This window comes from Mesorhizobium sp. M0698, assembly GCF_040320455.1.
In the GTDB taxonomy this organism is placed as follows: domain Bacteria; phylum Pseudomonadota; class Alphaproteobacteria; order Rhizobiales; family Rhizobiaceae; genus Mesorhizobium.
On the sequence record NZ_JAMYPQ010000048.1, the window covers coordinates 1 to 13,562 of the forward strand.

9 protein-coding genes and 6 pseudogenes are annotated in these 13,562 nt (G+C 57.8%); 10 read left to right on the forward strand and 5 right to left on the reverse strand.

Annotation, left to right across the window (positions count from 1 at the left end):
• The 5 genes and pseudogenes from NKI16_RS33000 to NKI16_RS33020 form a co-directional block, all read left to right on the forward strand.
• Window positions 1–321, forward strand: a pseudogene (locus tag NKI16_RS33000) (IS5/IS1182 family transposase); the annotation flags it as partial.
• A gap of 442 nt (window positions 322–763) precedes the next feature.
• Window positions 764–1,471, forward strand: a complete 708-nt coding sequence (locus NKI16_RS33005) for a class I SAM-dependent DNA methyltransferase (RefSeq protein ID WP_352924630.1) — start codon at window positions 764–766, stop codon at window positions 1,469–1,471.
• A 657-nt stretch (window positions 1,472–2,128) separates the two neighbouring features.
• Entirely contained in the window at window positions 2,129–3,178 is a 1,050-nt protein-coding gene (locus NKI16_RS33010; RefSeq protein ID WP_352924632.1) for a GHMP family kinase ATP-binding protein, read from the forward strand.
• Window positions 3,179–3,196: 18 nt separating this feature from the next.
• Window positions 3,197–4,264, forward strand: a complete 1,068-nt coding sequence (locus NKI16_RS33015) for a cysteine synthase family protein (protein WP_352924634.1) — start codon at window positions 3,197–3,199, stop codon at window positions 4,262–4,264.
• A complete protein-coding gene (locus tag NKI16_RS33020; RefSeq protein WP_352924636.1) occupies window positions 4,251–6,941 on the forward strand; it encodes a lyase family protein in 2,691 nt (896 codons plus the stop codon). The genes NKI16_RS33015 and NKI16_RS33020 overlap by 14 nt, the downstream gene beginning before the upstream one ends.
• A 102-nt stretch (window positions 6,942–7,043) precedes the next feature.
• Here the strand turns inward: NKI16_RS33020 and NKI16_RS33025 are convergent.
• Window positions 7,044–7,274, reverse strand: a pseudogene (locus NKI16_RS33025) (IS3 family transposase); the annotation flags it as partial.
• Between the two features lie 258 nt (window positions 7,275–7,532).
• Here NKI16_RS33025 and NKI16_RS33030 point away from each other — a divergent pair.
• The 3 genes and pseudogenes from NKI16_RS33030 (at window position 7,533) to NKI16_RS33040 (ending at window position 9,104) form a co-directional block, all read left to right on the forward strand.
• Window positions 7,533–7,667 carry a hypothetical protein gene (locus NKI16_RS33030; RefSeq protein WP_352924646.1) on the forward strand — a complete coding sequence of 45 codons (135 nt, stop codon included), beginning with the start codon at window positions 7,533–7,535 and terminating at the stop codon, window positions 7,665–7,667.
• A 93-nt stretch (window positions 7,668–7,760) separates the two neighbouring features.
• A pseudogene (locus NKI16_RS33035) lies at window positions 7,761–8,149 on the forward strand (IS4/Tn5 family transposase DNA-binding protein).
• Between the two features lie 292 nt (window positions 8,150–8,441).
• Window positions 8,442–9,104 (forward strand): hypothetical protein, encoded by a 663-nt coding sequence (locus NKI16_RS33040; RefSeq protein WP_502897649.1) that lies wholly within the window; start codon window positions 8,442–8,444, stop codon window positions 9,102–9,104.
• Here the strand turns inward: NKI16_RS33040 and NKI16_RS34205 are convergent.
• Window positions 9,001–9,249 (reverse strand): annotated as a pseudogene (locus NKI16_RS34205) (IS1634 family transposase); the annotation flags it as partial. The gene NKI16_RS33040 and the pseudogene NKI16_RS34205 sit on opposite strands and share 104 nt — an antisense overlap.
• Window positions 9,250–9,379: 130 nt before the next feature.
• The gene (locus tag NKI16_RS33045) at window positions 9,380–10,159 is read right to left on the reverse strand and encodes a 4'-phosphopantetheinyl transferase family protein (protein ID WP_352924638.1); all 780 of its coding nucleotides are present in this window, start codon (window positions 10,157–10,159) and stop codon (window positions 9,380–9,382) included.
• Between the two features lie 576 nt (window positions 10,160–10,735).
• On the opposite strand from NKI16_RS33045, the gene NKI16_RS33050 reads away from it, so the two are divergent.
• Window positions 10,736–10,981: a hypothetical protein gene (locus NKI16_RS33050; RefSeq protein ID WP_352924640.1), complete on the forward strand. Its 246-nt coding sequence runs from the start codon at window positions 10,736–10,738 to the stop codon at window positions 10,979–10,981.
• A 139-nt stretch (window positions 10,982–11,120) separates the two neighbouring features.
• Here the strand turns inward: NKI16_RS33050 and NKI16_RS33055 are convergent.
• Together NKI16_RS33055 and NKI16_RS33060 are read right to left on the reverse strand one after the other, a co-directional pair.
• Window positions 11,121–11,246 (reverse strand): annotated as a pseudogene (locus NKI16_RS33055) (IS110 family transposase); the annotation flags it as partial.
• 383 nt (window positions 11,247–11,629) lie between these two features.
• Window positions 11,630–12,859, reverse strand: a complete 1,230-nt coding sequence (locus tag NKI16_RS33060) for an ATP-grasp domain-containing protein (RefSeq protein WP_352924642.1) — start codon at window positions 12,857–12,859, stop codon at window positions 11,630–11,632.
• A 495-nt stretch (window positions 12,860–13,354) separates the two neighbouring features.
• Between NKI16_RS33060 and NKI16_RS33065 the strand changes: the two are divergent.
• Window positions 13,355–13,562: pseudogene (locus tag NKI16_RS33065) on the forward strand (transposase); the annotation flags it as partial.

Consider the following 13,562-nt stretch of genomic DNA (forward strand, 5'->3'; position numbering starts at 1 on the left):
ATCATCGGCCATAGGGCCGATGCTGCCATCGTCATTCCGCCACGCGTCAACGCAGTCGAACCGAACGGCGATCAACCGCCCGACCGAAAGCATATTGCGGCAATCATCAGAGACGGCCGGATGAAATGGCAAGCCTCCACCGGCTACGGCAGGCGCGCGCTAGTCGAGACCGCCATCGGACGATACAAGTTCATCATCGGGCGGCGACTGCGGGGTCGGTCGTCTCACGCTCAGCAGACGGAAGTCGCCATCGGCGCCATCCTCAACCGCATACTTGGCTGCGCACGTCCAAAATCCGTTCCCGCAAGCCAAGTCGCATAGCCAACATTATCAAAGATCGATATTCGCCATCCTTTAGATCCCTGCACCAACGCCGTATTCAACCCCAGAGAAATTACTGGTCTCCTGCATTACGCCGGTGTGACGAAGGGCGTAATGCACATGGCGCCCAACCGGCATGCAACTTGCTGCTGTGAATTTTGCTAGTCAGGCCGTCCGCGGACTCTCGGAGATCAGTGGCTCGATGACAGCCTTGTCGAAGCTGAGACCGGCGAGCTAGCCACGGCGCTCCTTGGGATTCGAAAGACGACTAAGGGTGCTCCTTCGCAGCTACTGATCAGGTGTTAAATGGACAAATTTGGCAACGACGAGCTACAAACGGATGATGATCAAGTACTGGACGAACCATGTTTTATGAACCGGCAGTTCTTGGCCCTCAGATTCTGAGGTGGCCTGCTTGCATCTACTCCACTCGGAGGAATACATGGACACGTTGGCCGGACAGAACGCATTTCGACAAGCCCGCAAAAGGCGAATCGAGGCGTCACATGCGTTCGACGGTGACGCCGATCGCTTGATCCAATATTATCGTGAATGGACCGGTTCCTACGAACTGGACGTCGAGCGCGAACACTACCGCGGCCCCCTGATTGTGGCGGAACTGGCGGGCGCCGTGCAAGCGGCCTATATCGGCAGAGAGCGAGCAGCCATAGCAATCCTGGACGCTGGCTGCGGTACAGGCCTAGTTGGTGTTGAACTGGCTCATCTCGGCTTCCGCTTGATCGACGGCTTTGATCTCTGCGAGACGATGGCCGAAATGGCGAGGCAAACCGGCACCTACCGCAATGTTCAAGGCGATGTTGACCTCAAGAGACCGCTCTCGGACTATTCCAGCGCGAGCTATGATATGACGGTGTGCTGCGGCGTCTTTACACTCGGACATGTCCGCCCGAATGGGCTGCGCGAGTTGGCCCGCGTGACGCGCCCGAACGGATTTGTGGTGGTAAGCACTGAAAGGAGCTATGCGGACGCAACATCGTTTGAAAATGAGGTGCTGCGTCTCCAGGAGGCAGGCGTCCTTACACCAGTACAATATCTGCGCAACGGCAGATACATCGGGGATGAGGACGCGCACTACTGGGCTTTCCAAGTTCATCAGTCGCCCGGCGGCAAAGGCAATTATCTCGCGTAGAAGATCGGCACCAGCGCTCTTCTTCTCTTCCTCATGAGCGCGAAGGTTCATCATGGCGTCGGGTGATCGGGTGGTCTCTCTTCATTCGGGCTGGCTTGGCTAACCATAGAGCATACCGGAAAGAACGATGACCACCGTGCTGTTGAGCCACCACCCGTCCCGTGACGTCACCTTTTTGACAGCCCTGTCGGGTTGAAGACGTCCATGTTCGGACCCGACACACCGAGGCACAAGTAATCCGCCGTAACGGCGCGAAACACATGGGTGTCGCGCCGCTTGTTCGCACGACCTCTCGTGGCACGCCGATTGCATGGAACACGGTGAAGCAACTGTTATGACCATAGCGGTCTCGCAGTCTCAGCCGAGGAGGTCTACATGAAGCTTGCTCGAACAATCCACATCAACACGACAGATGCTGCACAATCGCCACCACCATCGCGAGCGAATCAGCAAAGAGGCCAGCGCCTGGGCGACTGTGATCGACAGGCAGAGCGTCAAGCCCCCCGAGGACGGCGGGTCACGCGGCCATGATGCAAGAAAGTTAAGTGCCGCAAGCATCGCGCCATGGTCGACACCGAAACGCGAGCCCTGTTTCGATGATCTGGGTCTCGTCTCTTAGCGGCAAATCACATGTTAATGAGCCTGAAGGGAGGCGATATGTCGATCCAGAATCCGACCCATTCCATCGGCCCTGCAGGAACCAGGACGAGCAAGACTGCAGAACTCAAAAAAGCAGCAGCCGATGAAGTCTGGAAGCCCTACATGTATCACCAGACGTTCGATGGCGAAGGTACGGCTGAAAGCATCGCCGAGGATGGGCCGCCGCCTGGGAATCATTCCGGCGAGGGTAGCGCTCTTTGCTGCGGCACATTCGGCGAGTTGCTGCAAGGCCAGTTGCCGATCGGATCCGTTCCCCGTGACTGCCATTTCTTGGTTACGATGCCCATCGCGCTCTTTGCGCGGGCCCACTTCATGCCGATTGTAGGCACCCGATCTGTAACCGTTTATCCGCCACATAAAGTCAAAGCCAAACGATTGGGTGAAAAGCTCGTGGTCGCGCTCGGCGTCTCAGGAGGAACCCTCCTTTTGCAATCGGAACTCCCCGAAGGCAAAGGCCTGGCGAGTTCGTCTGCGGATCTTGTTGCGACTGCACGGTCAATTGCCTCATGCTTTAAACGTAGAGTCAGGACATCCTTGATCGAGAATCTCATGGCGGAAATCGAGCCATCCGACGGGGTGATGTACCCCGGCGTGGTCGCATATCAACAGCGGTCGTGTAGCCTTTTCTCCTTCCTTGGCCAAATGCCGCCGCTTGCCATTGTTGGCCTCGATGAAGGCGGAACGGTCGAAACCGTCGACTATGATCAACGGCGAGGTGAAATCTCGGCTGCTCACAGAACCCAGTATTACGAACTGCTCGGCCGCGCGCGGATAGCAATTCCGAGGGGTGACACCGCCACAATCGGCAGAATAGCTACAGCCAGTGCGCTCCTGCATCAGGAGCGCGCTCCGAAGGAACATCTGAACGCGATGCTGAAAGCATCCCAGGACACTGGCGCGCTCGGCGTCGTAGTCGCGCACAGCGGTACGATGATTGGCATCCTGCTCGATCGAATGGCGCCTGACTTCCCACGGAAGCTTCGGTCGGTGATCGAGCATGTATCGCCGTTCGACACCTCGCCAAAAATATATCTGACCATGAATTGATGGTGATGAGCTAGTCATATGGACACCATTCGCAAACTCCTACCATTCTCCGGCTATTCTGCTGCTTATGCATTCCCCCGCATTATTAGGTGTGGAACAAATCTTTATCTCGCGCAGTTCGCATTCATGAAGCTTCTCCCTGCGAAGTACATTATCGAGCAAGCATTGGCTCGAGGCACTCTGACGCCTGACGCGAAGGTTCTGGAGACGTCGAGTGGAACCTTCGCGCTGGGATTGGCTGTAGTTTGCCGGGAATTTGGGTTGCAGCTTGAGATCTTCACGGACCCAGTGATGGATAAGGGACTGGAAAACAGGCTTAAATCCCTGAATGCAGAAGTTGTCATAGTAACTGAAAAGGCGAGGGAGGGTGGGTATCAAAGAAGCCGCCTGGACGCGTTGCACACTCGAATGAGACAACTAGGCCAATACTGTTTTTGGCCCCGTCAATACGAAACACCTGACCACCCGGCAGCCTATAAGTACTTCGCCGACCAGATCTCGGAGATGCTTGGCGCCGGGGGGACATTGGTGGGGTCTGTCGGATCAGGCGGCTCTACTTGCGGAACAATAGAGCGCCTCCGCCAAAAAGCACCTGGTGCCCGCCTGATTGGAGTGGACACCTTCAACAGCGTCATTTTTGGCCAGCCGGACGGCGAACGGAAATTGCGGGGACTGGGGAACAGTCTTGTCCCCAAGAACGTCAAGCATGAACTATATGACGAGGTGCATTTCACATCGGCTTCGCTCGCGTTCGCTGCAACGCGTGCGCTCCACGAGCGACATGGCATTTTTGCCGGCCCGACCTCCGGGGCGAGCTACGTCGTTGGGCGCTGGCGCGCTCGGCAGTTTCCAAACGAAACCGTAGTCGTCATAGGTCCAGATGAAGGCCACCGCTACCTCGAAACTGTTTACGACGACGAGTGGCTTAAGCAGAACGGATGTTTTGATCAAGGTGTTCTTCTGGACGCTCCGGCTAGCGAGGAGCATCCCTCGACTGCTCTCCCGCCATGGAACCGATATTGTTGGAGCCGGAGAAGCCGGGAAGCTGTCCTAAACGCGTTGGAGGTGTTTGATGAACCGAGGTAGCTTCCTCTTCGTGGAAAGCAACACCACAGGGACAGGCGAGCTATTGCTGAAGCGGGCCAGAGTCCTAGGGTTTGAACCGTATCTCGTTACGCGCAATCCTTCCCGCTATCCCTTTCTTAAGGCGTCTGTCGGTCGAGTGATCGAAGCTGAAACACGGAATCCGGATGAACTCATTGAGGTCGCCGCCAACTTACCGAGGCTAGCAGGAATATATTCGTCGTCGGATTATTTTGTCGAAGCAGCGTCAAGGGCCGCGAAGGCGATCGGGTTCCCTGCGGCGAGTCCGGAGGCCATAGCTACGTCCCGGAACAAATGGAAACAAGCGACCGAGTTGCATCGACAATCAATCTCGGTCCCTGAAACTCGGCTGGCCACATCCTTCAGAGACATGGAGACCATTCTTGCCCAAGCTATTCTCCCCGTGGTCGTGAAGCCGGTCTCCGGGAGCGGCAGTAGCGGTGTAAGGCTTTGCGACAGTGCCGCAGCCGCCATCAAGGCGTTTGAGAGTGCAAAGGACGTATTGTTGGATCAAGTGGATCTGGCCAGCCCCGACATCCTCATCCAGCAATATATAGAGGGTAAGGAATACTCTGCAGAGATTATCGCCTACGATGGGACGCTGCATTGCCTTGGAATTCTTGCCAAGCACAAAGGCCCGCCTCCCTGCTTCGTCGAGGTGGGGCACGACTTCCCGGCCCCGCTTCCGGATCCGTCCCTCAAGGAACTGGGTTCTTTTGCCGCTGGTGCAGTATCGGCCCTGGGCTTGGAGTTCGGACCGGCTCATGTAGAGTTCGTGATGGCGGAGTCGGGCCCCGTCATCATCGAGGTCAATCCTAGGCTGGCTGGAGGAATGATACCAGTCATGCTGTCGCACGCCTTGGGCACGTCAATCCTTGACATGGTGATTAGACTTTATGCGGGAGAAGGGTTCACGCCTCCACGGCCGATCGCAGGGGCGGGAGCCATCCGTTTCCGACTTGCCCAGGTGTCTGGGAAGCTCAAACGTCTGGGCTTTTCTCGAACCCCGGAGCCAACCGTGCCCGACGTCGGTCTTCTGATATCTGAGGGGAAGGAATTACAGATCAATGGCGACTTCAGAGACCGAGTAGCCTATGCCATAGGCGTTGCTGATAAACTCGATGCCGCTGTCACGGCAGCTGAACGGATGATCGATTCCGTTGTGATCGACATCGATCCGACTGCTAGCGCATCGGACAGCAAGATAGACCCGGGGCCCGGCGAGGGCATGTGGACCTTGCATCCCGATGCGATGAAGCTGCTCGCTCCGCCTATCGAAATCTCGCGGGACGGTCGCCTTCTGCAATTCCAAGCGGCCATAGACGAAGCTCATCTGGTGATGCTCGTCGACAAGGCCTTAGTCAGCCGAGCGGTAGCTTCAGACCTGCTCACGAATGTCCTGGATCTCCAACGCGAGGGCTTCCAATCTTTGGACGGCCGTGATGCTCCGCGTGGCCTCTATCTGGCTTATGAGGCCGAACTTGTCGCCAGAGCAGGCCCGGAAAAGGCGGGCTGGCTGCACCTGGCGAGATCCCGGAACGACTTGAACGCGACCATCTCTCTCCTCGCTCTTCGAGACGCCGCGTGTTCCATCTCGCAAGAAATAGGAATTGCACAAGATGTCCTGCTTCAGCGAGCCGAAGAATCGTCAAGACTTGTGGCTCCGCTGTACAGTCAATACCAAATCGCACTTCCAGGGTCGCCAGGGCACTACCTCCTCGGGGTCTTCTTCGCTCTCGACCGCGAGCGCCAGCGGCTTCATCGCCTCCTGGAAGACATCAGGAATTGCCCTATGGGGGCGGGGGCGGGCGGAGGCACTAGTATACCAATAGATCCCCTGCAAACCGCAACTCTTCTGGGATTCGAACTGCCGTCGTTCAACTCACTTGATGCGGTCGCGAGCCGCGATCATCACCTGGAGGGGCTTTCAGTCTTCGCTGGCGTTTCAATCTTGCTCAGTCGTGTGGCCCAGGACCTGCAGGTTTGGACGACGCGCGAGTTCGCGATCATCGACATTCCTCGCAATCTTGCCGGCGGCTCTTCCATGCTGCCTCAAAAGAAGAACCCGTTTCTGCTTGAGCATATCAAGGGATCGGCAAGCACCGTGATCGGCGCATACATGTCTGCGGCAACGGCAACCTGCAAATCGCCTTTCAGCAACTCGATCGAAGCAAGCAATTACGGCTGCTCTCCTCTGGGCCTTGCGGAAGATGCCCTGAAACGCGCGATCACCCTCACGTCACTCATCGTTAAGCTCATGGCGTTCAATGCGACATCGATGCGGGAAAATCTGGAAGACGGCTTAGCGATGACGACCGTCGCCGCCGAACGAATGGCGTCGCGAGGCGTTCCTTTCAGGAAGGCCCACACACAAATTGGCGAGATCGCCGCGCGCGCGTCTCGGGATAGCTGCGTTGCGAAGCGCCGAAGCGAGCTGGCCACCCACCTCGCTGATGTGATGCCGGCGAGTCCTGAAGAGTGCAGGGACGCTCTGCAGTTCGGCGGAGGACCCGGCACAAGATCAACCGACGCCCAGCTTTCCGCAGCAAAAACGCTCTTTCGGGACACGCAGCTGAAATGCGCGGACATACGGGAACGCTGGGCGCGCGCTGAGATGCACCGCAAACAGAGAGTGAAAGAACTCGTTGAGAGGCATTAAGCCACCTGACGGAGCGGATATATGGTCGACATTTAGCCCAAGCGGTGATCAACGCCTCGTGGGATCTGGGGAGTTCGCCAACCTCGGTCAGCACCTCGTCGTCTAGATGTTTAGTCCCGGCTTTGCTGGAGCGGATTTAGCCTGAAGCGTTCGGGTTGAGTGATCCACGCCTTGCAGATGAACTCGGGGTGTGAGGGTCTTGAGCCTGCGGGCGAAGTTGTATGCCGTAACGAAGTCGCAGAGCTGGCTGGGAAGCTGGTCGTGGCTCTCGTAGTAGAAGCGCTTGACGGTTGCCTCTTTGATGGTCCGGTTCATGCGTTCGATCTGACCGTTATCTGGTATGTGATCTGTGGTGCCTTTTCGTCCTGCTGTTCTTGTTTTGGAACGGCCTCATGGTGAGCCCATCCAGGACGTGGGGCACCGGGAGCACGAAGGTGCAGGCAGGCCGTCAATAGACAGTGGGCTGAGAGCCCGAGCTCCTTACATGACCGCCCCTCGCGACTTTCCCGGATGCGCTGCGAGTGCGGGTCAGTAGATGTCGTGTTGCCCGCCAGCTCCCGTCTTTTACCGAGCCAAGAAGGAGGAACGGGCATGCGCATCATCGGACTGGATATCCATCGCGCCCTCGCCGAGGCGGTAGCTTGGGAGGACGGCAGGCTCAGGCGGCTGGGTCGTGTCGACATGCGGCGCGACCTTCTGGAGGCCTTCGGTATCCATTTGGCGTAGCTTTCAATTACCCAGATCGTCAGCGGGGCCTTATTGCCGCGTATGAATCTGCCGTGATTCTGTCTGTGACGCCGAATCACGGAGGCGTCACGGATGCGAGACAAGACCAGCAGCGGCGAAGCCGCTTGGCAGGAGGAAGAGCTTTCTACGGCGGCCCTTCCCGATAAGCGTTTGGCCCGTCGGTTGCGACGGTTGCTGGATCAGATGTCAGCTGCGCCGAGGACGCAATCCCGGTGGCCTGCGGCGACTGGGCGGCGGTGAAGGCGGCCTACCGCTTCTTTGACAACCCGCGTGTGACCGTACATGGCGTTCTGGCCGGCCATTTCGCCGCGACCGCGGCGCGCGTCGCGGCGAGCGAAGGCCCGATCCTTATCCTGCAGGACACGACCGAATTTATCTACGGCTGCGCGCAGCCGGGCAAAATCGGCTTCACCAAGACCATCAACGCCGGGCGCTACAAGGCTGGCAGCCGACCGTACTGACCTTATGCGGGATGCTGATGCATTCGAGCCTGGCCGTCACCCTCACCGGCCTCTGACCGCGGTGAAATTCTGGACACGAACGAATTCAAGGGAACGCTCGCGCTCAAGCGGCACATCAATCCCACGCGTGCCGATCGAGACGAAAGAGAGCTACCGCTGGCTGGAGAAGCTGCGCCAATCCATCGCGCTCGTTGGCGCGCCCGAGCGCTGCGTGCATGTGGATGACTGAGAGAGAGATATCTACGAGCTCTATAGCACGGCGCAAGACCTTGGTACGAGCTTCATCGTGCGGGTGCAAACGAACAGGCTGGCCGAGCGAGCTGCCGATGCTGCCCCACACGATCCTGCTCATCGCGTCTTTGTCCAATTTGCGGCGACGCCTTGGGCGGGACGTCATCGCATTACGGTCGATCAGAACGAGACGACCCGGCTGCACGTGAAGTTCGCCGCCATCAACACCTTGCCGCCGGTGGGCAAGCAGAAGCGCTACAGTCCGCAGGTTCTGACTTACATTCACGCCCTCGAAGAAGATCCGCCGCCCGGTCGCGAGCCGATCGACTGGAAGCTGGTGACCAACTTGCCGGTCGAAGATCTCTCCGCGGCGGCCGAAAAGCTCGGCTGGTACGCCCTGCGCTGGAAGGCAGAGGTGTTCCACAAGGTCATGAAGTCCGGCTGCCGTGCGGAGGAGGCAAGGCTCGAAACCGCCGAGAGGCTGGCCAAGTTCCTCGCCCTCATCGCGGTGGTCAGTTGGCGCATATTCTTCGTCACTATGTCGGCGCGTGCCAAGCCAGACGCCGCGCCCGACAGCGTTCTCACCTTCGCCGAGATCACTGCGCTCGACCAGATCGACGCGTCGCCTTGGCGGCGCGGAACAGTCTCTCGACCTCGAGCAAATCGCGATACCGCAGCACAGCCTGGAGCGGGGTCAACTCCGCATTCGTCCCCACCACAGTAATGCCGTCGTAGCCGGCTTTCTCGGCAAGCTTGCCGACATCGATCTTGAAGTTCTTGCCGCTGGCCTTGAGGTCACGCCGGTAGGCCGAGTTGCCGACCAGTGCCTTGTCGCCCTTCTTGAGCTGTGCCTCGAGGCCCGCAAATGGTGAATCACGAACGCACTCGCCCGCAAACCCCCTCCGCCCGGAAATCTGCCGCAGTTACCCGATCGGCAAAATAAGCCATTCAACTTTCAGTGGTGGGTGGGGTCATGCTCCGACGCCGATCCACACTATTTTATGGCGATGTCCTCGACGGGACGCATTCAATTGCTCTTTCTGACATAAAAGGAAATATCTCGCGGACCGTCAGCTTGAAAGCTCCGGGGACGGATTGCTCGCTGCAAGCAGCGATCAGATAGTCCTCCTTCGGCCGGAGCTGCCAGAATTTCCAACGCGTCGGCGCGTCTTCAAGTTCTTCACGCGCGCTCATCGTGATGGTGTTTGTTGGGCCGAAGTGAAAACTGAACAAGTGCAAAGGAATGGCCAGGCCAAGTCCGCGCGCTTTAATGTAAGCTTCCTTCAGGGTCCAATATTCGAAAAAGCGGCCATGTTGTTGGCTACATGGCACCGCTGCGAGTGCTACCACCTCTTCTGGCGAGAAAAACTGATCCGCGATATCCAGCAGAGACGACCCCAGTCGTACGTTCTCGACATCGATACCGAAAAACTTTCCCCCCACGATTCCAACAACAATGAGCCCTTTCGTATGGGAAATGTTAAAATCGATATCGGGAACGCCGTTCGGCAAGTTCGCAATGCTCGGACGTCCGAACGCATTTTTTTGGAACCGCCAGTCTTGCGGTTCGACATAGACATAGCGGGACAGCACCGAACGCACTGCTGCCCGCGTCACTAGATAACGACGGCGGTGATACGAAAAATGGAACCGCGACTCCTGACCGCGTTCGTCCTCGGTGAGGACATTTCTGTAGAAGCTCAAAATGTCCGGCGCTGATATTTCGTCAAAATAAGTGAGCCACAGATCCACGCCATTTGGCTCAAGCTCAAGCAGCACAATGTCATCCTCCTTCACAAAGGCCGGTAGCACCACGCAGCAATTTAGGCGTCCACACCATGCCCGTTGATAGGTTCTATCGCAAACCGGACTGTGGTCACGATGAGACGTCTTTAGCCTTCTGGGAGATCAGTCAGCAAGTGAGGACAATTGACCCGTCCGCGATAGTTCCCTCGGATCTCTGCTCCAGCGCGATGATCTCCGGCGGGAGCGGGAGCTGGCGTCGGAACGGCTCGGTTTTCAATCCTGGGCACTCCCAACGCGTATCTCCGTCGTCAGTTTCTTCGATGTCTAGCCAGTAAAGAGTTTATCCACCACGGGATCGAGGTCCCTGCTTGAATGAGTTGCATGCAGGAGTGCGGCCTCGCCACGACGCGGCCGGAAGTCGGCTCGGCGGTTTGGCGCGAGCTGCCGGTACAGCGTGTCAAGCCTCAGGAGCTTGGCTTCGATCGCCAAAGCCCGCGCTCCGGATGCGTTCCTGGCAAATCGAAGCACGTGGGGACGTCCAGGTGGACGTATTATCGACCTTCGTGACATCGGCCTCGTTGGGAGCTGTGCGAGGAATCCCACGAGGCAATGCTCAAGCGCGTCGGCGTCGGCCTCGGCGATCAGACAGTCAAGGCAGTCACTGCCACGCTGGCGCTTAACGACCTCGTAGAGCCGATCCAGCGTGGCAATGTGGCGCGGCATATGTGGAACGGCCACGCGGGCAAGCGCTTTTTTAGACATTTCATCCAGCGGGATATGTGCGGTCATTTGTCCGGTCTTTCAGCGCGGTCTAAGACCACTGGCCTCGATGAAATTCGCGATGCGAGGGGCTGATCAATCTGACGCGCTGTAAGCGCATTGTCGCGCCGGCCTCTCTCGCCTCGGGATTTCGTCCCGTGGGTCATCGTCTAATTGTGCACTTCGCCTCTATCCGGCGTCGCGCCGGCCAATCCGTCCTGGTCGCCCGTTCGGCTCAGGCTCCTGCTGCGCCGCTTGCCGCACCAGTATTTCGATATGTCCCGCCCTTGATGAGCAGTGCCCAGATAATCCTCGCCATCTTGTTGGCGAGCGCAATCGCGACGACCTTGAAAGGCCGCCGCGCTAAAAGGGCGACTAGCCATCGCGGCGCTTTGTCGTTTCCCTTAACGCGCCGCAAGACCGACTTCGCCATATACGAGCAGCGAGCTCGTCGGATTGCCCATTTTCGATATGCAGCCGAGCCGCCCCTTCGAACCGATAAAAATGAGGAGGTTTTTCGAGGCCTCCATGTGACAGTTCCTCGTCGCCTCAGCCAGAACGTATAACCATTCCTCGGCGACGACCAGCGCTTCTCGGCCGTTGACCACCGCCGCCGTTGCTCGCGGCCGTTCAGGATCTCAATCTTCGGAATGCTACCGGTCATGCACGACATTACTCCTATCCCTTATCAAGATGGAGATCGTGTCCGATTCATTCGGGGACTATTCAGATTGTACCTATTCGTCAAGGGTCCGGAAATGGCGTCAACGACCAATTTATTAAATGGGCGGCACGCTGAAGTATCGCCTCGGTCTGAGCAAGGCTGGGTGAAACAGCCAGGATATGTCCAATGCAGTCTCGGTAATCGCCTTTCGTGACGATCGGTGTCCCGGGTTCAACATACAATTTGGCCTCGACGATACCAGATACAGCAGCCACCTGACTGTCGCCACCAATCCAATCGAGGATGCCGTCGCGATCAGGAATCAGGAACCGCGCGGCCGCAGTGTGCGAATGCCTTCTGCGCAAATCACATTCCTCGCCGATTACAAGCTTGATGTGCTCGGCGATGAGGTCGATACCGCAAGCCAGATAGACCAGCTGAGGCTCGAGCGCGCCAGCAAGACGCGGATTGACTTCGATGACGACCGGGCCACGCTTCGTCCACCGGAGTTCAATGTTCGTTGGCCCCCACCCAAGACCGAGAGCTCCCAAGCAGCTCAGCGAAACTTCGGCGATATGTTTGTGCTCGTGATCCCCCAGCGGGGCCGGAAAGGTCGTCTCACGGAATACGAAATGCGGTGGGGCGCCGAAAGCAGCCGCGACAACCCCAACAACCTCATTTCCCATTATCTCGACGCTGTAAAAGGGGCCCTGTGCGAATTCTTCGATCAGTATCCTCGGCGAAGATCGCCATATGTGCTTCCCGCCCAACAGATAGGTCGTGTGTTCGGCCAACTCATCGGCGTTTCGGCACAATCGGACACCACTGCTACCGCTGCCCAGGGCTGGCTTGACAATCACCGGCAGCCCGATCTGCGCGGCAAAGCTTTCCGCCTCCGTCGCATCCGTCGCCAAGCGATAAGCAGGTACTGGAACGCCGGAGTGCGCGAGGAGCTGACGTTGAATGAACTTATCGCAGCATCGTTCAATGGACGCGGGGTTCGGTCCCGGTAGTGCGAAATGCCGGCAGAGTTTAGCAACTCTGGCATAGACCGACTCGTCGAAATCCGCAAAGCCAGTAATGCCGGCAATATCATAGGTTGCACGGAGCCCGGAACATTCACGAATCAGCGCACCGAGATCGCCTGTATCGACACCCACTGCCTCAACACTTTCCGCCGCAAGATAGTCGTAGAAGGTTGGATCAGCTGCCAGGGTGATTGGATGAAGCCCAAGGCGCTTGGCCGCTTGGACGTAGAGCAGGCCACTTGTCCGGTGACCTTCAAGCAGGATGAGCGCTTTTCTTGCCATTGGCTTTCCCCCCGTAGCGGTCTGAGCGTAAATCCGCCTCATTTTTCTGCCGTGCCTGACCTCAGACTCTGCGGTCATCGTACCAGTGTCGGCGATTTGCGGTCATGAAGACTCAATGAATCTAGTTGAAGGATTTATTGCAACATTTTGAAGTCAGATAACAAATTTCTCTCTCCGGCTCGATCGGACAAATCGGCACGAGGTTTGCGAGTTGGATGCGAGGCTGCGTAACTGCCGACTTGGAATTAATGTTGTGGCTGACATCGTAATCAATGGAGTGAAATGAAACATGCCGGGTCAGAGACGTGTCTTCTTCTGGGAAGAGAGCATTTGAAGACCGGCGGCGATGTCACGTTGTCTGGGTAAGTAGACCCGCTCGGCGTTGGTGCACGGATCATTTAGCGATCTTGGTGTAGGCGAGCTGCAGTCTCGATAGCCGGTTGCCGCAGCGATGCCTTCAAGCACAATTCTTCCCGCCGCCATCGTATAGGAAAGATGAAATTCAAGGTGACGAACTGTGCGGAATATGAGGCGGGGCTACGCGAACGCCCGGCAGCCTGACCCTGTGGCTGATGCCGGAAGCGGTTGCTGGTTGGGCTGCCCCACGACGCAAGACCTGCGGCGTCAGCCGCGCCATTCCGATCTCGCGATTGAGACCGCCTTGACGCTGGGCCTGGTGCTTGGCCTACGACTGCGACAGGCC